Origin of the sequence: Burkholderia sp. NLJ2 (genome assembly GCF_049487195.1) — a bacterium.
In the GTDB taxonomy this organism is placed as follows: Bacteria; Pseudomonadota; Gammaproteobacteria; order Burkholderiales; family Burkholderiaceae; genus Burkholderia; species Burkholderia pyrrocinia.
This window is the reverse complement of sequence record NZ_CP137808.1, coordinates 2208390-2225028: the sequence shown is the minus strand read 5'-3', so window position 1 is coordinate 2225028 and position 16639 is coordinate 2208390. Positions and strand designations below refer to the sequence as shown.

The 16639-nt window shown below is 67.1% G+C and carries 15 protein-coding genes; 6 read left to right on the top strand and 9 right to left on the bottom strand.

Annotation, left to right across the window (positions count from 1 at the left end; genetic code table 11):
* The first annotated feature begins 180 nt into the window (after positions 1 to 180).
* A complete protein-coding gene (locus R9B84_RS10205; protein ID WP_423757875.1) occupies positions 181 to 729 on the top strand; it encodes a cytochrome b in 549 nt (182 codons plus the stop codon).
* A 21-nt stretch (positions 730 to 750) separates the two neighbouring features.
* Here the strand turns inward: R9B84_RS10205 and R9B84_RS10200 are convergent, their stop codons facing one another.
* From R9B84_RS10200 to mfd, 4 genes are all read right to left on the bottom strand, one after another.
* Positions 751 to 1215: a DUF3574 domain-containing protein gene (locus R9B84_RS10200; protein WP_423757874.1), complete on the bottom strand. Its 465-nt coding sequence runs from the start codon at positions 1213 to 1215 to the stop codon at positions 751 to 753.
* 145 nt (positions 1216 to 1360) lie between these two features.
* Positions 1361 to 2380: a threonine/serine dehydratase gene (locus R9B84_RS10195; RefSeq protein WP_423757873.1), complete on the bottom strand. Its 1020-nt coding sequence runs from the start codon at positions 2378 to 2380 to the stop codon at positions 1361 to 1363.
* Between the two features lie 60 nt (positions 2381 to 2440).
* Positions 2441 to 3661, bottom strand: a complete 1221-nt coding sequence (gene argE, locus R9B84_RS10190; RefSeq protein WP_034181171.1) for an acetylornithine deacetylase — start codon at positions 3659 to 3661, stop codon at positions 2441 to 2443.
* Positions 3662 to 3754: 93 nt separating this feature from the next.
* A complete protein-coding gene (gene mfd, locus R9B84_RS10185) occupies positions 3755 to 7225 on the bottom strand; it encodes a transcription-repair coupling factor (RefSeq protein ID WP_423757872.1) in 3471 nt (1156 codons plus the stop codon).
* 107 nt (positions 7226 to 7332) lie between these two features.
* Here mfd and ispD point away from each other — a divergent pair, with 107 nt between their 5' ends.
* Positions 7333 to 8043: a 2-C-methyl-D-erythritol 4-phosphate cytidylyltransferase gene (ispD, locus tag R9B84_RS10180; RefSeq protein WP_423757871.1), complete on the top strand. Its 711-nt coding sequence runs from the start codon at positions 7333 to 7335 to the stop codon at positions 8041 to 8043.
* 28 nt (positions 8044 to 8071) lie between these two features.
* Positions 8072 to 8557 carry a 2-C-methyl-D-erythritol 2,4-cyclodiphosphate synthase gene (gene ispF / locus R9B84_RS10175; protein ID WP_423757870.1) on the top strand — a complete coding sequence of 162 codons (486 nt, stop codon included), beginning with the start codon at positions 8072 to 8074 and terminating at the stop codon, positions 8555 to 8557.
* Between the two features lie 148 nt (positions 8558 to 8705).
* Here the strand turns inward: ispF and R9B84_RS10170 are convergent, their stop codons facing one another.
* From R9B84_RS10170 to ompR, 4 genes are all read right to left on the bottom strand, one after another.
* On the bottom strand, positions 8706 to 9233 hold the full coding sequence (locus R9B84_RS10170) for a carboxymuconolactone decarboxylase family protein (RefSeq protein ID WP_006478562.1): 528 nt from the start codon (positions 9231 to 9233) through the stop codon (positions 8706 to 8708).
* A 75-nt stretch (positions 9234 to 9308) separates the two neighbouring features.
* Positions 9309 to 9857, bottom strand: a complete 549-nt coding sequence (locus R9B84_RS10165) for a peroxiredoxin (protein WP_262533361.1) — start codon at positions 9855 to 9857, stop codon at positions 9309 to 9311.
* A gap of 189 nt (positions 9858 to 10046) precedes the next feature.
* Complete coding sequence (locus R9B84_RS10160; protein ID WP_423757869.1) at positions 10047 to 11408, bottom strand: ATP-binding protein; 1362 nt, start codon at positions 11406 to 11408, stop codon at positions 10047 to 10049.
* Between the two features lie 39 nt (positions 11409 to 11447).
* Positions 11448 to 12182: a two-component system response regulator OmpR gene (gene ompR / locus R9B84_RS10155; RefSeq protein WP_006478565.1), complete on the bottom strand. Its 735-nt coding sequence runs from the start codon at positions 12180 to 12182 to the stop codon at positions 11448 to 11450.
* A gap of 258 nt (positions 12183 to 12440) precedes the next feature.
* On the opposite strand from ompR, the gene R9B84_RS10150 reads away from it, so the two are divergent.
* The 3 genes from R9B84_RS10150 (at position 12441) to R9B84_RS10140 (ending at position 15643) form a co-directional block, all read left to right on the top strand.
* Entirely contained in the window at positions 12441 to 12719 is a 279-nt protein-coding gene (locus R9B84_RS10150; protein WP_423757868.1) for a hypothetical protein, read from the top strand.
* Positions 12720 to 12852: 133 nt separating this feature from the next.
* On the top strand, positions 12853 to 14355 hold the full coding sequence (locus R9B84_RS10145; protein WP_423757867.1) for a DUF1800 domain-containing protein: 1503 nt from the start codon (positions 12853 to 12855) through the stop codon (positions 14353 to 14355).
* A gap of 67 nt (positions 14356 to 14422) precedes the next feature.
* A complete protein-coding gene (locus R9B84_RS10140; RefSeq protein ID WP_423757866.1) occupies positions 14423 to 15643 on the top strand; it encodes a DUF1501 domain-containing protein in 1221 nt (406 codons plus the stop codon).
* A gap of 10 nt (positions 15644 to 15653) precedes the next feature.
* On the opposite strand, the gene hpnD is transcribed toward R9B84_RS10140, so the two are convergent.
* A complete protein-coding gene (gene hpnD / locus R9B84_RS10135; RefSeq protein ID WP_423757865.1) occupies positions 15654 to 16487 on the bottom strand; it encodes a presqualene diphosphate synthase HpnD in 834 nt (277 codons plus the stop codon).
* Positions 16488 to 16639 lie beyond the last annotated feature (152 nt).

Genomic DNA, 16639 nt, shown 5'->3' with positions numbered 1-16639 from the left:
ACGGGCGCCTTCGGGCGCCCGTTTTGTTTGCCGCGGCCTGCGCATGCGGCGAAAGGGTGCGTGCCGCATTGAGGAATTGCTGAGGATCGTTTGCGCGCGACGCAGTGCGCGAGACACTCGCTCCTTTTCCAAGAGCACGGCGATCGCATCGGCCGCCGTGCCACCGCAAAGGAGTCCTTTATGTCAACCGTCATGCTGCCGGGCATCGCGCCGGCCGTGCCGCGCCGCCGGTACGACGCGCTGTCGCGCACGCTGCACTGGGTTTTCGCCGTCGTGATTCTCTATACGATGGCGGCCGGTTTTTCGTTGCATTTCATCCGCGATCCGGCGATCTGGAAGTTCGTGTCGACGCTCAACATGTCGCTCGCGTCGTGTCTGATCGTGCTGTTTCCGGTCCGCTATCTGTGGACGTTCTTTCGTGACGCGCCGCCCGAACTCGACGCGATTCCCGCGAAGCAGCGCGCGATCGCGCACGTCGTCCACTCGCTGATCTACGCGCTGATCGCGTTCGTGCTGTTCAGTGGCTTCGTGATGGTGCCCGACGGCTACTGGTTGTTCGGCGTCTTCTACATCCGGACACCGTTCGCCGCGGGGCCCGTCACCGAGCACTGGTTCGTGCTTCACCGCGCGGCCTGCTATACGCTCGCGCTGCTGGTGGCGCTGCACGCGGGGGCCGCGCTCAAGCATCACTTCGTGTCGAAGAACGATGTGCTGAAACGGATGCTGTGACGGCGGTGGCGCATCGTGCCGTCAGAACGACGCGCAGGTCGGCGCGAGCGTCATGCCGACCGATTGCTGCCGGAATCGCTCCACGTACGCTTGCCGGATCGCGGCGAGCCGCGCATGCATGTCGGGCGTATCGTCGGCGACGATACGGATCACGAAGCTGTCTTCGCGTGTGATCCCTCCGGTCGCGCGGTCGCGCCACTGGCCGTGCGTGTCCCAGTAGGTGAGGCCGTCGGGGAAACGCGGCGTGACCGTGTCGGCGAGGAATGCGGCGCGTTCCGTATCGGTAACGGGGCCGCGCCCCGCGATGTCGCGCCCGAACAGCAGGTCTGCTTGCAGCATGCGGCTTTCGCCGGGCTGCGTGCAGGCCGGCTGCGCGCTGACGACGGGCGAGGGCGGTGCCGCGCAACCGGCGAGCAGCGCGATTGCCACGGCGGCGATCGACGGCCGCGCGCCGTGCCGCCACATTGCAGCCCATAGCGGCCGCATCTGCCCAATTCGTGTCGATCGACCTTCGCGCGCGCAAAACGCTGCGCGCTCAACCACTTGCGTGCTTGTTCGGCGGGTTATCAACAGGGCTGTCAACATAATCTGGGGATAACCCTAGGTTGGTCCACTTGCGCCCGGCGCGCGGTCAGTGCTGCAGTTTCGCGTGCGCGAGATGCATGCCGAGCGTGCCGGGGTCGGTGTTCGTGCCCGACAGCAGCACGCCGACGCGCTTGCCTTGCAGCGTTTCGCGCAGCGGGCCGAGCAGCGCGGCGAGTGCGGCCGCGCATGCCGGTTCGACCGACAGCTTCAGGTGCGAGAACAGGAACAGCATCGCGGCGCGCAGCGCGTCGTCGGATACGGTGACGATGCGGTCGACGTGGCGCCGGCACAGCTGGTAGCTGTATTCCTCGGTATGCGGTGCCATCAGCGAATCGGCGATCGTCTGCATCGCGCTCATCTTGATCGTGTGATTCGCGGCGAAGCTGCGGCTCATCGCGTCGGCGCCTTCCGGCTCGACGCCGTACACGTGCACGCGCGGATTCGCGAGCCGCAGCGCGGTCGCCATGCCGGCCGCGAGCCCGCCGCCGCCGATCGGCACGATCACCGCGTCGAGGTCGGGCGTCTGCGTCGCCCATTCGTAGCCGAGCGTCGCGGTGCCGAGGATCGTGTGATAGCCGTTGAACGGATGGATGAAGAAGCGGCCTTCTTCGGCCTCGATCCGCCGCACGAGATCGAACGCCTGCGATGCGCTGCCCGCGAGCACGACTTCCGCACGGTACTGCTTGCACTGCGCGATGCGCGTCGGGCTCGCGGTATGGAACATCACCACCTTCGCGCTGCTGCCGAGCCGCATCGCCGCATATGCAACGGCCGCCGCATGATTGCCGGCCGACACGCAGGTGACGCCGGCGTCCTTGCGTGCCTCGTCGAGCGCGAGCAGGTTCGTGAATGCGCCGCGCGCCTTGAAGCTGCCGCTCACCTGCAGCAGTTCGAACTTGAAGTTGACATGCGTGCCCTCGAGGGACGGCAGGTCGGCGCGTTCGAACACGGGCGTGCGCGCGACCCAGGGCGACAACGCGAAATGCTGCGCGGCGATTTCGTCGAGCGTCGGAATCGGCTCGCCGTCGATCGTCGTATGGGCAGTGCCCTGTTGGTCAGTCGACATGACGTGGCGGGTGGCAGAGTGGGCCGGCCCGCACACGCGGGCCGGCGTGGCGGGAGGCAGTCAGTGCGCGTCGACCGACATGCTGCGGATGAACTTGCGCAGGAACTGCTCGCAGCCGGCGAGCTGCGCGAGCTCGACATATTCGTTCGGCTTGTGCGCCTGCTCGATGTTGCCGGGCCCGCACACGACGCTCGGGATGCCCGCGCGTTCGAACAGGCCGGCCTCGGTGCCGTATGCGACCTTGCGCTTGTCCTGGTCGGCCGTCAGCGCGCGCACGAGCTGCGTGATCGCGGCCTGTTCGGTCGCGTCGAGCCCGGGCGCCGCGGCGATCTTCGAGAACTCGATCGCCGCATTCGGATGCTCGCGAAGCATCTGCGGCAGCAGCGTTTCCTGCGCATACGCTTCGATGCGTGTGAAGATCTGCTCGGGATCGAGCGTCGGCAGGTTGCGGAACTCGAAGTCGAACCGGCATTCGGCCGGCACCGTGTTGATCGCGTTGCCGCCCTGGATCGTGCTCGTCTGCGCGGTCGTAAACGGCACGTCGTACAGCTCGTCGAACGGGCCTTCGGCGCGAAAGCGCTCGGCGATGTCGCGGATGTGGCAGATCAGGCGTGCCGCGTACTCGATCGCGTTGAGCCCCTTCGGCGTCAGCGACGAATGCGCCGCGTGGCCGCGCACGCAGCAGCGGTACGCGTTGATGCCTTTGTGCGCGATGATCGGCCGCATGCTGGTCGGCTCGCCGACGATGCAGCCGGACGGTTGCACGCCGCGCTTGACGAGGTCGGCGATCATCAGCGGCGCGCCCGCGCAGCCGATTTCCTCGTCGTAGGACAGCGCGAAATGGATCGGCTTCGCGAGCTTCGTCGCCTGCATCTCGGGCAACAGCGCGAGCGCCGTGCCGATGAAGCCCTTCATGTCGCAGGTGCCGCGACCGTACAGGCGGCCGTCGCGGATTTCAGGTGCAAACGGGTTGCTGTCCCATTGCTGGCCGTCGACCGGCACGACGTCGGTATGCCCCGACAGCACGATGCCGCCGTTCGTCGAGCCGTCGTGCGCGGGCACCGTCGCGAACAGGTTTGCCCAGCCTTCGCGCGGATCGTGCGTGATCGTCGATGCGATGCCTTTCGCGGCGAGCGCGTCGCGCACCGTTTCGATCAGGCCGAGATTCGGCACGCGGCTCGTCGTGTCCATCGACACCAGTTGCTTGACCCAGGGCAGGCTGACCAGCGATGCGTCGCCTTGGGTTGCGGCGGACGGCGCCGTCGCGTCGAGAGTGGACATGGCAAAACTCCGTCTGATGAATGGGAAAATCATACTCAAAAACGCGTCGGCCCGCCTGCGCCGGGCGCGGTGCGGTGCAGCATCGCCGCCCCGTTAGCGCGCCGCGGCGGCCGCTCCCTGTTTCGGACCGAGCGCGCGCAGCGTTTCCTTGATCGTCGACACGCGGATCGCGAGATCGGGCGAGCGGGTTTCGATGCGCAGCTTGTCCTGGCCCGCGAGCTTGATGTGGCGGTGTTTCTGCACCATGTCGATGATCCGCATCGGATCGATCGGCGGATTCGGCTCGAACTGCAGCCCGATCGCGGCCTCGCTCGCGTCGATCTTCACGATGCCGAGCGGCTTCGCGGCGATGCGCAGCCGGTGCGTCTCGACGAGTGCGTGCGCCTGCGGCGGCAGCTTGCCGAAGCGGTCGATCAGTTCCTCCTGGATGCCGTCGATCGCGTCGCCGTGCTCGCAGTTCGCGAGACGCTTGTACAGCGACAGCCGCTCCTGCACGTCCGCGCAGTAGTCGGCCGGCAGGATCGCGGGCGCATGCAGGTTGATTTCCGTCGTCGCGGCAAGCGGGGCAGTGAGGTCGGGCTCCTTGCCGTTCTTCAGCGCCTTCACCGCGTCGTTCAGCATGTCCGTATAAAGCTGGAAGCCGATCTCGTGGATCTCGCCCGACTGCTTGTCGCCGAGCACCTCGCCGGTGCCGCGGATTTCGAGGTCGTGCATCGCGAGATAGAAGCCCGAGCCGAGTTCCTCCATCTGCTGGATGGCCTCGAGCCGGCGCTGCGCCTGCTTGGTCAGCGCCTGCGGATCGTGGACCAGCAGGTACGCATAGGCCTGGTGATGCGAGCGGCCGACGCGGCCGCGCAACTGGTGGAGCTGCGCGAGGCCGAACTTGTCCGACCGGTGCATGATGATCGTGTTCGCGCTCGGCACGTCGATGCCGGTTTCGATGATGGTCGTGCACAGCAGCACGTTCGCGCGCTGCGCGACGAAATCGCGCATCACGCGTTCGAGCTCGCGCTCGTGCATCTGGCCGTGCGCGATCACGATGCGTGCCTCGGGCACGAGTTCCTCGAGCATCGCCTTGCGGTTCTCGATCGTCTCGACCTCGTTGTGCAGGAAATACACCTGGCCGCCGCGCTTCAGCTCGCGCAGCATCGCCTCGCGGATCACGCTTTCCTCCTCGCGGCGCACGAAGGTCTTGATCGCGAGCCGCTTCTGCGGCGCGGTCGCGATCACCGAGAAATCGCGCAGCCCTTCGAGCGCCATCCCGAGCGTGCGCGGGATCGGCGTCGCGGTGAGCGTCAGCACGTCGACTTCCGCGCGCAGCGCCTTCAGCGCTTCCTTCTGGCGCACGCCGAAGCGGTGCTCCTCGTCGATGATCACGAGGCCGAGACGCTTGAACTGCACGTCCGACGACAGCAGCTTGTGCGTGCCGATCACGATGTCGACCGTGCCTTCGTTGATCTGCGCGATCGCCGCGTTCACTTCCTTCGCTGTCTTGAAGCGCGACAGCTCGACGATCCGCACCGGCCAGTCCGCGAAGCGGTCGGCGAAGGTCTGCGTGTGCTGCTCGGCGAGCAGCGTCGTGGGCGACAGCAACGCGACCTGCTTGCCGCCCAGCACCGCGATGAACGCGGCGCGCAGCGCGACCTCGGTCTTGCCGAAGCCGACGTCGCCGCACACGAGGCGGTCCATCGGCTTGCCGCTCGTCATGTCGCCGATCACGGCCGCGATCGCCGCGGCCTGGTCGGGCGTTTCCTCGAAGCCGAAGCTTTCCGCGAATTTCACGTAGTCGCGCGGATCGAGCGCGAACGCGTGGCCCTCGCGGGCCGCGCGGCGCGCGTACAGGTTCAGCAGCTCGGCGGCCGTGTCGCGGATCTGCTGCGCGGCCTTGCGCTTCGCGCGCTCCCACTGGCCGGAGCCGAGCGCGTGCAGCGGCGCGCTGTCGGGATCGGCGCCGCTGTAGCGCGAGATCACGTGCAATTGCGCGACGGGTACGTAGAGCTTGCTGTCGCCCGAGTATTCGAGATGCAGGAATTCGGTCTCGCCTTCGCCGAGATCCATCGACACGAGGCCCATGTAGCGGCCGATGCCGTGCTGCGCGTGGACGACCGGGTCGCCGACCTTCAGCTCCGACAGGTCGCGCACCATCGCGTCGACGTTGCTGGCCTGTTCTTGCCGGCGGCGGCCCGCGCGGCGGCCGAGCGCGCCGTACAGCTCGGTTTCGGTGACGATCGCATAACCTTCGCCCGGCACCGCGAAGCCGCTCGACAGCGGCGCGACGCCGAGTGCGAAGCGTTCGTCGCTCGCGATCCAGCCCGCGAAGTGGTCGTTCGACGCGGGGCGCAGGTGATGTTCGGCGAGCAGTTGCAGGATCGTCTCGCGGCGGCCGGCCGATTCGACGGTCAGCAGCACGCGCTTGCCCGACGATTCGACGAACGTGCGCAACGACGCGAGCGGATCGTCGGAATGGCGGTCGACGGTGAGCTCGGGCAGCGCGGTCGCCCAGCCGCCGGCCGGTTGCGCGGGCAGCACGACGCGTGCGAACGGCTTCGCGAATGCGAAGAAATCCTCGTCGGACAGGAACAGGCGCTGCGGCTCGAGGATCGGCCGCTCGCGATCGTGCGACAGGAATGCGTGGCGCTGCTTCGTATCGGCCGTGAAGCGGCGGATCGAGGCTTCGAGATCGCCGGTGAACACGAGGTGCGCGTCCTGCGGCAGGTAGTGGAACAGCGTGGCCGTTTCGTCGAAGAACAGCGGCAGGTAATACTCGATGCCGGCCGACGGCACGCCGTTGCCGATGTCCTTGTAGATCGGCGCACGGCTCGGGTCGCCTTCGAAGGTCTCGCGCCAGCGGCTGCGGAAGGCCGTGCGCGCGGCTTCGTCGAACGGAAACTCGCGGCCGGGCAGCAGCCGCACGTCGCGCACCGGGTAGAGGCTGCGCTGCGTGTCGGGGTCGAATGCGCGGATCGAGTCGACCTGGTCGTCGAACAGGTCGATCCGGTACGGCAGCGGCGAACCCATCGGGTACAGGTCGATCAGCGAACCGCGCACGCAGTATTCGCCGGGTCGCACGACCTGGCTCACATGTTCGTAGCCGGCCAGCGTGAGCTGCGCCTTCAGCTTCGCCTCGTCGAGCCGTTCGCCCTGCGCGAACGCGAACGTGTACGCGGCCATGAACGACGCGGGCGGCATCCGGTACAGCGCGGTGGTCGCGGGCACGAGCAGGATGTCGCAGCGGCCTTCGCCGAGGTCGTGCAGCGTCGCGAGCCGCTCGGACACGAGGTCCTGGTGCGGCGAGAACGTGTCGTACGGCAGCGTTTCCCAGTCCGGCAGCAGGCGCACGCGCGCGTCGGGCGAGAAGTAGCGGATTTCCTGCGAGAGCCGCTGCGCGTCGACCGCGTTCGCGCAGATCACCGCGAGGAGCGGCACGCCCTGGCGGTTGTCGGCGAGATAACGGGCGATGGCGAGCGCGTCGGCGGAACCGTGCGCGCCGTCGAAGGCAAAGCGCTGGCCGGGTTTGACGCGGGCAACGGGCGAGGCGGACGGGTTGGAATCGTTATCTGGCATAGGGACGGCAGGGGTGGCGTGCACGGGCGCATCGCGGTGCGCCGGTCGAGACGAAAGACCTATTATAAAATCCACTTCTCGATTTCATTTTTCCGGCGTTTCCTTTCGTGACTCCCCGACTTTTCGCCCTGATTCCCTGTGCCGGTACGGGCAGCCGTTCCGGTTCGGCCGTGCCGAAGCAATATCGCACGCTGGCCGGCCGCGCGCTCCTGCATTACACGCTCGCCGCGTTCGACGCGTGCAGCGAATTCGCGCAGACGCTCGTCGTCCTCGCGCCCGACGATTCCCATTTCGACGCGCGCCGCTTCGCGGGCCTGCGCTTCGCGGTGCGCCGCTGCGGCGGCGGCTCGCGTCAGGCGTCGGTGCTGAACGGGCTGCTCGAGCTGACCGAATTCGGCGCGACCGACCACGACTGGGTGCTGGTGCACGATGCCGCGCGCCCGGGCATCACGCCGGAGCTGATCCGCACGCTCGTCGCGACGCTGAAGGACGACCCGGTCGGCGGCATCGTCGCGCTGCCGGTGGCCGATACGCTCAAGCGCGTGCCGGCCGGCGGCGACGCGATCGCGCGCACCGAATCGCGCGACGCGCTGTGGCAGGCGCAGACGCCGCAGATGTTCCGCATCGGCATGCTGCGCGAGGCCATCCTGCGCGCGCAGCGCGAAGGGCACGACCTGACCGACGAAGCGAGCGCGATCGAATGGGCCGGCCATACGCCGCGCGTCGTGCAGGGCAGCCTGCGCAACTTCAAGGTCACGTACCCGGAAGATTTCGCGCTCGCGGAAGCGATCCTCGCGCGCTCCGCGAACGCTTCCTGACTTTCACCCCATCTCAATCGGAACACGCATGGATTTCAGAATCGGACAAGGCTACGACGTGCACCAGCTCATCCCGGGGCGCCCCCTCATCATCGGTGGCGTGACGATTCCGTACGAGCGCGGCCTGCTCGGCCACTCGGACGCGGACGTGCTGCTGCACGCGATCACCGACGCGCTGTTCGGCGCGGCGGCGCTCGGTGACATCGGCCGCCATTTCTCCGACACCGACGCGGCGTTCAAGGGCGCGGACAGCCGCGTGCTGCTGCGCGAGTGCGTCGCCCGCGTGAAGGCGGCCGGTTTCACGATCCAGAACGTCGACAGTACCGTGATTGCGCAGGCGCCGAAGCTCGCGCCGCATATCGACGGGATGCGCGCGAACATCGCCGCCGATCTCGGGCTGCCGCTCGATCGCGTGAACGTGAAGGCGAAGACCAATGAGAAGCTCGGTTATCTCGGCCGCGGCGAGGGCATCGAGGCGCAGGCCGCCGCGCTGCTGGTCAGGCAGGGCGGCTGACGCCCGGCGGTGGCGGCGCGCGGTTCGTTCCGCGCGCTGTGCTGCGGAAATGAAAAATGCCACGCATTGGCGTGGCATTTTCGTTTGGAGCGACGGCCGCTCCGGCATATGGCTGCCGGTCGCGCGGTGAAACCGCTCATGCAGCCAATTACTCGCCTTCGGCAGCGATCACCTGCGCGGCGGCGTTGATCACCGACGCGATGCGGCCGACGTCGCGCAATTGCGTGACGGTCATCCCTTGCTCGTTCTTCAGCAGCGCATAGTGCGACTTCACGCAGAAGTGGCACTTGCCGACGATCGACGCGGCGAGCGCGTACATCTCGAACTTGCGCTTGTCGACGCCGCCGTGCGTCGCATACGCACCCATCCGCAGCTCGGCGCGCTGCGTCTTCAGGTCGGCGTCGTCGGCCATCTCGACATACGGATACCAGGTGTTGTTCATCCCCATCAGCGCGGCCGCCGTCAGTACGGCGTTCGTCTCTTCGGGCGACAGCACGCCGGCTTCGCGGATCGTCTTCACGAGCACCGTGCTCTTTGCCGCGATCGCCGCCGCCAGCGCGACGCCGACCGCGTCGGTGCCTTCGAGCGACGAGCGCGAGATCGTGCCGTCGAGGTTCAGGCGAATGTCCTTCGCGTAGTCAGGGATGCGCGCTTTAATCGAGTCGATGAATTCCATTGATATCTCCTATGGGTTGGCCGTTAAAAAAGCCCGCAGGCAGCACATGCGCCGCGGGCTTCGATGCATCGACGCTTACAGCGTCGAGCCGCCGACAGCGCGGTTGCACGGGCAGAGTTCGTCCGTTTGCAGGCCATCGAGAATGCGCAGGATTTCGTCCGTGTTGCGGCCAACGTTCAGGTTGTTGATCGAAACGTGCTGGATCGTGTTGTCCGGATCGACGATGAACGTTGCACGCAGGGCCACGCCGGCTTCCTTGTCGCGCACGCCGAGCTGGTCGATCAGTTCGCCCTTGACGTCGCCGAACGAGTAGTGGTTCAGCTTGTTCAGGTCCTTGTGCTCACGGCGCCATGCGAGCTTGACGAATTCGTTGTCCGAGCTGCCGCCGAGCAGGATGGCGTCGCGCTCTTCGAAATGCTTCGTGAGCTTCGCGAACTCGACGATTTCCGTCGGGCACACGAACGTGAAATCCTTCGGATAGAAGTAGATGATCTTCCACTTGCCCGGGAACGATGCTTCGGTGACGGTCTCGAACGCCGACTGGCCGTTTTCCTCGTGATGATTGAAGCCCGGCTTCGCGGCTACGACGGTGAAAGCTTCGAGTTTATCGCCCACGGTTTTCATGCGGATACTCCTGTATGAGTTGGGAAGAAGACTGAGTCAAGCTACCTCGGTGCTGCAACGATGGTGTGACAGCATGGGGGAGACTGTAGCACTATTAGTAAAGCGCTTCAATAGATTTTGACTAACGATCCCCATAGTTTTTGTCAACCGGATCGATAGTGTGAAGCGCAGGAAGCGTGCGCGAGCGCGTCACGCAGTCGCACGCGCCTTGCCGGCGCCGGGGAATTCGAGCGTGACTTCGAGGCCCGCTTCGGGGTTGCGGTTGCGCAGGCGCAGCGCGCCGCGATAGCGGCCGACGAGCCGCAGCACGATCGCCATCCCGAGGCCCGTGCCGTCCGCCTTGGTGCGTGCGGTGTCGACGCGATAGAACGGCCGCATCACGAGCGGCAACTGATCTTCGGGGATGCCGGGGCCTTCGTCGCTCACCGACAGCTCGACTCGCGTGTGCGACACGCGCGTCTCGAGCGTGATGCGCGAGATGCCGTCCTGTTTGCTCTGGCCGTACTTGCGCGCGTTCTCGACGAGGTTGCCGATCACGCGGCGCATGTCGGTCTCGTCGGCTTCGATGATTGCGCTCGCCGCAAGCCGTGTGCGGATCTCGACGCCGTCCTCGCCCGATGCGCGCGCGGCGACTTCCTGCGCGATCGACGACAGGTCGACGGGCTCGGGCCTGCGCTGCGACGGGCGCGCGTAGTCGATGAAGGCCGCGATGATGCGGTCCATCTGCTCGATGTCGTCGACCATCGCGTCCTTGGTCGCCTGGTCGGACGGGCTCATCTCGGTTTCGAGGCGCAGCCGCGCGAGCGGCGTGCGCAGGTCGTGCGAGATGCCCGCGAGCATCAGCGCGCGGTCGGCCTCGAGCTGTTCGAGGTCGCGCACCATCTGGTTGAAGCTGCGGTTGGTCTCGGCCGCGACGCCCATCCCGCGCTCGGGCAGCAGCTCGGGCGTCTGACCCGAGCCGATCTGCCGCGCGGCGAGCGCGAGCCGCGAGAACGGCCGGTTCACGAGGCTCGTGATGAACGCGGAACCGAACAGCGACAGCGCGAGCGCGAACAGCCCCCAGCCGGCCCACTGCAGGCCGGTGACGTTGTCGAGCTGGTCGCGGTCGAGCGCGACCCAGTAATCGTCGTCGTCGATCTTGAAGCTGATCCACACGCCGGGAATGTCGTTGACCGACTGCGCGATCACGGTATCGTCGCCGAGGCGGCTGCGGATGTCGTGCTCGATCAGGCGGTTCAGCGATTCGTCGGGCTGCAGCTTGAATTTGTCGGTTTTCTCGCGCGGGTAAACGCGCACGCCCTCGTTGCTCTCGAGATCCTGCAGCAGCGCGCGCCGCAGATCGGGATCGGAATAGAGCAGGGCGGTGCGCGTGAGCTTCACGACCGCGACGAGCTGCAGCGCGACGCGCTGCGCACGCGGCTCGCGCTCGATCACGCGAAAGCTCTGGAACCACGCGGCGAGACTGACCGAGATCAGCAGCGCGATCAGCAGGAAGGTGCGCCAGAACAGCCCGCCGAACGCGAGCTGCAGGAGGCGCCGGTCAATACGCATGGGACGGGCCGTGGGCGGGCGAAACCGGAAAAGAAAAAATCAGGCGGCGCCGTCCGGAATGAACACGTAGCCGAGGCCCCAGACGGTCTGGATGAAGCGCGGGCTGCCCGGATCCGGTTCGATCAGCTTGCGCAGGCGCGAAATCTGCACGTCGAGGCTGCGGTCGAACACTTCATATTCACGGCCGCGCGCGAGCTCCATCAGCTTCTCGCGCGACAGCGGCTGGCGCGGATGACGCGCGAACACCTTCAGCACCGAGAATTCGCCGGTCGTCAGCGGAATTTCCTGGCCGGACTTCGTCAGCGTGCGGGTGGCGAGGTTCAGCGAGAACTCGCCGAACTCGAACACCTCGGTGGTTTCCGACGGTGCGCCCGGCAGTTCGGCCGGCGCCTGGCGGCGCAGCACCGCATGAATGCGCGCGACGAGTTCGCGCGGGTTGAACGGCTTCGGCAGGTAATCGTCGGCGCCCATCTCGAGGCCGACGATGCGATCGACGTCCTCGCCCTTTGCGGTGAGCATGATGATCGGCGTTCGGTCGTTGCTGCCGCGCAGGCGGCGGCAGATCGACAGGCCGTCTTCGCCCGGCAGCATCAGGTCGAGCACGAGCAGGTCGAAACGCTCGCGGACCCAGAGCTTGTTCATCGCGGTCGCGTTCTCCGCGACATATACGTTGAAACCCTGCTCGCCGAGATAGCGGCGCAGCAGATCGCGCAGGCGCGGGTCGTCGTCGACGACGAGAATCTTGGAGGGGTTTTTCGTTTCCATGATCGGCATCTTATCGCGAATGGGAATTGGCGCACGGCCGCGTATTTTCTCGCGTTACAGTCAGTTACAAAATTTACCCGTAGTGTCGTGCCGAGTAAAGGCAGGCTATAGAGATTCCTTTACTCGAAGCCGAAATTCGGTAGATACTCCCCTGCACTCCATCTTTCATCTTTGCACACCCGAATTCCGCAGGGTTTTTCAAGTACCAGAGGTAGCCGGTTGCCGCGTGACGAAGGGAACAAATCGACCAAAGAAGCGAGGACGGTCATGCGATCTGCCCGGATTGCACTGATGCTGACGATCGCGCTTGCCGGTCCGTATGCGTCGAACTTCTCGTATGCGCAGCGCCCCGAGCAGGGCGCACCGTCGCGCAAGCTGCCGCGCGGCAAAGCGCCGCAACCCGACCGTACCGCCGAGATGCCGGTCCGTTCCGCCGTGCCGCCCGATCTCGAACAGCGCCGCCGCGACGGGCACATGACGCCCGAGGAGCGCCACATTTTGCGCCAGCACATCGAAGACGCCGTTCGCGAGTTGTACAAGCGCTGAAGCGTGCCGTCGTCGTCCTGCGCGGAACACACCGCGCGGAAAAAATTCGTAGCACTTTTTCCGTCAACTTTCGCCTGCCGATTGCCGTTGTACCGGCATCCGCACCGCCGGTGCGCTCCGGGAGTCCATGACGATGAAAGCGAACGCTGCCGCACCGGCGCCGTCGCCCGCAATGCAGTTGGCGCTCGACGCCGACGATGCGCTGTTTTTCCTGAGCCGCACCGGTTTCTCTCCCGCGCCCGCCGACGTCGCGCGCATCGTCGGCATGACGCGCGCGCAGGTCGTGGCCGACACGCTCGGCAATGTTCGCCGCGAACCCGTCACGGCATGGCCCGACTGGCTCGCCGAGCTGCCGCCGACGCGCGCGCAGCGCCAGGCGCTGACACCCGACATGCGGCGCGACGAGCAGCGCGAGCGCGATCGCCGCTACGATGCGTTGCGCGCGGCGTGGGTCAACGAGATGATCGTGACGCCGTCGCCGCTGACCGAACGCATGACGCTGTTCTGGCACGGGCACTTCACGTCGGGGCAGGACAAGGTGCCTTATCCGCAAACGATGGCCGCGCAGAACGCGCTGTTTCGCCGCGAGGCGCTCGGCAACTTCGGCACGCTGCTGCATGCGGTCGCGAAGGACCCGGCGATGCTGCAGTATCTCGACGGCGCGAGCAATCGCAAGGGGCGCCCGAACGAGAATTTCGCGCGCGAGGTGATGGAGCTGTTCACGCTCGGCGAAGGGCATTACACGCAGTACGACGTGACGGAAGCCGCGCGCGCGATGACGGGCTGGACGATCGATCCCGATACGCTGCGTTTCCAGGTGCGGCCGGATTTGCACGATGCGGGCGACAAGACGATTCTCGGCGAGACGGGGCCGCTCGACGGCGACGGCTTTCTCGACATCCTGCTGAAGCGGCCCGGCACCGCGCGCTTCATCGTCGGCAAGCTGTGGCGCGAGTTCGTGTCCGATACGCCCGACGCGGGCGCGCTCGATCTCGTGGCCGAGCGGTTTCGCGCGAGCGGCTACGACATTCTCGCGGCGCTCGCCGCGCTGTGGTCGACCGACGCGTTCTGGGATCCGCGCAACCGCGGCGTGCTCATCAAGTCGCCGGCCGAATTCGTCGTCGGGTCGGTGCGGCTGTTCGACGTCGCGTACGGCGATCCGCAGATGCTCGCGAACACCGTGCGCACGCTCGGGCAGAACCTGTTCTATCCGCCGAACGTGAAGGGCTGGCCGGGCGGCGCGCTGTGGATCAACAGCACCACGCTGCTCGCGCGCAAGCAGTTCGTCGAGCAATTGTTCCGCGCGACGGAGACGGCCGGCATGCGGCCGCCGGCGCAACCGATGGCGCCGCCGCCGAATGCGCGTGCGCACGCGATGCCGGTGGTCGACGCGGCGTCCGCCGCCGGCATGCGCGGCGCGCCGGCCAAGCCCGCACGCGGCGGCCTGCGTTTCGATCTCGAACGCTGGCTTGCGCAATATCGTGCACGGCCGCAGGCGATCGCGGGATTGTCGACCGAGCTTCAGCTCCAGCACGCGGTCCTGCCGGTGTCGCCGGTCGCGGCGATCGACACGGATTCGACCGGCAGCGCGTATCTCGAGGCGCTGCTGATGGATCCGGCCTATCAACTGAAATGATCCAAACGACGACGAATCGGAGCGCCGGTGCAGCAAAGGTGCCGGGCGGCGAACCAAAGGATGCGCGATGAACCGACGTGATTTTCTGACGCTGACGGGTGCTGCGGCTGCGGCGGGCGTGTCGATGTGGCAAGCGCCCGCGCTGGCGGCATCGGTGGCGCCGGCCGGCCGGCAACCGGCGGCCGGGTATGCGAACGTGCTGATCCTCGTCGAGCTGAAGGGCGGCAACGACGGCCTTAACACGGTGGTGCCGTATGCGGATCCGCTGTATTACCAGTTCCGGCGCAGCATCGGCATCAAGCGCGAGCAGGTGCTGCAGCTAGACGCGCACACCGGGCTGCATCCGTCGCTCGCGCCGCTGATGCCGCTGTGGCATGACGGTCAGGTCGCGGTCGTGCAGGGTGTCGGCTATCCGCAGCCGAACCTGTCGCATTTCCGCTCGATCGAGATCTGGGATACCGCGTCGCGTTCGGACCAGTACCTGCACGAAGGCTGGCTCACGCGCACGTTTGCGCAGGCACCGGTGCCGCCCGGTTTCGCGGCAGACGGCGTCGTGCTCGGCAGCGCCGAGATGGGGCCGCTCGCGAACGGCGCGCGCGCGATCGCGCTCGTCAATCCCGCACAGTTCATCCGTGCGGCCCGGCTCGCCGAGCCGTCGTCGCTGCGCGAGCAGAACCCGGCGCTCGCGCACATCATCGACGTCGAGAACGACATCGTGAAGGCGGCCGACCGGCTGCGCCCGCGCGGTGGAATGCGTGAATTCAAGACGGCGTTTCCGGCCGGCGCGTTCGGCACGTCGGTCAAGACCGCGATGCAGGTGCTGGCCGCGTGCGAAGCGTCCGGGCCCGGCGCGCAGGATGGCGTCGCGGTGCTGCGCCTGACGCTCAACGGCTTCGACACGCACCAGAACCAGCCGGGGCAGCAGGCCGCGTTGCTCAAGCAGTTTGCGGAAGGGATGAGCGCGATGCGCGGTGCGCTGATCGAACTCGGGCGCTGGAACCAGACGCTCGTGATGACGTATGCGGAATTCGGGCGGCGCGTGCGCGAGAACCAGAGCAACGGCACCGATCACGGTACGGCCGCTCCGCATTTCGTGATGGGCGGGCGCGTGGCAGGCGGGCTGTACGGCGCGCCACCGGCGCTCGGGCGGCTCGACGGCAACGGCAACCTGCCGGTCGCGGTCGATTTCCGCCAGCTCTACGCGACCGTGCTGGGGCCGTGGTGGGGGCTCGACGCGACGCGCGTGCTGCAGCAGCGCTTCGACACGCTGCCGTTGTTGAAGGCGTGATGCGTCGGGTTCAGCGCCGGCGTGCGGCGCGCCATGCGATCCACAGCTTGCGGATCGGCGTCAGCGCGATGCGTTGGTGTAGCACCTGGTAGCCGTCGCGCCCGATTTCGTCGAGCAGCGCGCCGGCCAATGCGATCTGCGCGCGCAGCGTGCGCTGCGTGCGGCGTTCGGATGCGGGGATCGCTGCGTCGGCGGTCGCGAGCGCTTCGCGCGCACGCGCCGTCTGGAATTGCAGCAACTCGGTGAAGGCCGGGCTGTAGCGGCGGTTCAGCAGATCGGCCGCGGTCACGTTGTAGCGCTGCAGTTCGTCGATCGGCAGGTAGATGCGGCCGTGGCGCGCGTCGTTGCCGAGTTCCTGCACGAATTGCGCGAGCATCAGCGCGCGGCCGGCGTCCGCGGCCCACGGCTGCGGGTCGGCCGGGTTCGCGGCGCTGGCGCGCGCGACCAGCGACGCGAAGGTGCTGCCGACCTGCGCGATGTAGCGCTGCAGGTTCGCGAAGTCGAGGTAGCGCGCCTGTTCGAGGTCCATCCCGTAGCCATTGACGAGCGTGCGCAACGTGTCGGCTTCGGCGGCGATCGCCGGATGATGCTGCGCAAGCGCCTTCGTGACGGGGTGCGACGGCTGTCCGTCGGTCAGCGCCGCGAGTTCCTTGTGCCACCACGCGAGCTTCGTGTGTCCGACGGTCGGGTCGCTGGTTTCCTTGACGGTTTCCTCGAGTTCGCGGCGCAGCGCGAACAGCGCCGTCAGGCGCGGCTGCGTGGCGAGCGGCGCCTGACGCAACGCGTAATAGACGCTGGAGCCCGCGGGGGCGGCCTTTTGCTGACAGTAGTCGTCGAAGTTCACGGGCGGAATCGTGTGGGGGCGGGTTCGGGGGACGCGCGGCGGCGCGGTGCCGAAACGTCGAGCGCGGCATTCTAGCACCGCTGCACGACGGGTGCCGGCAGGGCGAGACAAGGCCGCACGGATCGGGTAGAATCTCGCGCTCGCCTGATCGG